We start from the raw sequence: 771 nt of genomic DNA, 5'->3' as shown, positions 1-771 counted from the left end.
GTCGACCGCGAGACCCGCGTCCTGGAGATGGCGCCACAGGCGGTAGCGCCAGGTCCAGTCGCCCGAGGAGCCCTGGGTGACCGAGTCGCCGACGATCAGCACGCGGACGACGTCGTCGGGCAGGTCGGGTTCCTCATCGGCGCCGTGCGCCGTGCCCGGCAGGGCCAGACCTGCTGCCACGGCCAGCAGTCCACAGAACGCACCCAGGAACTGGCGACGACGGCTCGTACGCATCCTCACCCCGCGCACGGACCGGCAGTGGTGCCGGGCAGGCAGACGTAGACGGGCGCACTCGTGGTCCGGGCACCGCTGGCATCGGTGACGGTCGCGCGCAGCCGGATGACGACCGAGCCGGGTGCGTGGACGTCATCGACGTCCAGTGTCCCGGACGTCTGGCCGGTGATCCGGCTCGACGGGTGCGCGTGGAAGGTCGCACCCGTGTAGTGCAGGGAGTCGACGGCGAGCACGACCGTCGCTGCGAGGTCGACCGGGTCGTCGCCGTCGGGGTCGCTGACCTCGACGCTCCACGGCGCGGCTCCGTCGGTCGGCACGAAGCCGTTGGCCGGAGCCGTCAGCGTCACGTTCGGCGGTCCGCCGATCCGCGTCCAGGTGACATCGGCTGCGGCAACGTCCTCGTCCCCGTGGAGGTGCTCGACCTGCACCACGTGCTGCCCTGCCGACAGCTCGACGTCGTGGGTCCGCTCGTCACCCCAGAAGGCGTTGGCGTAGAAGTCGTGGACGGGTTCGTTGTCGACCCACAGCCGGATCCAC

2 protein-coding genes are annotated in these 771 nt (G+C 71.2%); both read right to left on the bottom strand.

Translation table 11 applies throughout. The annotated features are described in order from the left end of the window. On the bottom strand, positions 1–234 hold a 234-nt coding region (locus ACOADB_RS15490; RefSeq protein WP_378600310.1), incomplete at its 3' end, for a hypothetical protein. 2 nt (positions 235–236) lie between these two features. After that, a partial coding sequence (locus ACOADB_RS15485; protein ID WP_378600308.1) for a hypothetical protein occupies positions 237–771 on the bottom strand: 535 nt, incomplete at its 5' end.

The organism is Nocardioides sp. CPCC 206348 (genome assembly GCF_048654705.1).
Taxonomy (GTDB): Bacteria; Actinomycetota; Actinomycetes; order Propionibacteriales; family Nocardioidaceae; genus Nocardioides.
This window is presented reverse-complemented; position numbering and strand designations above follow the sequence as displayed.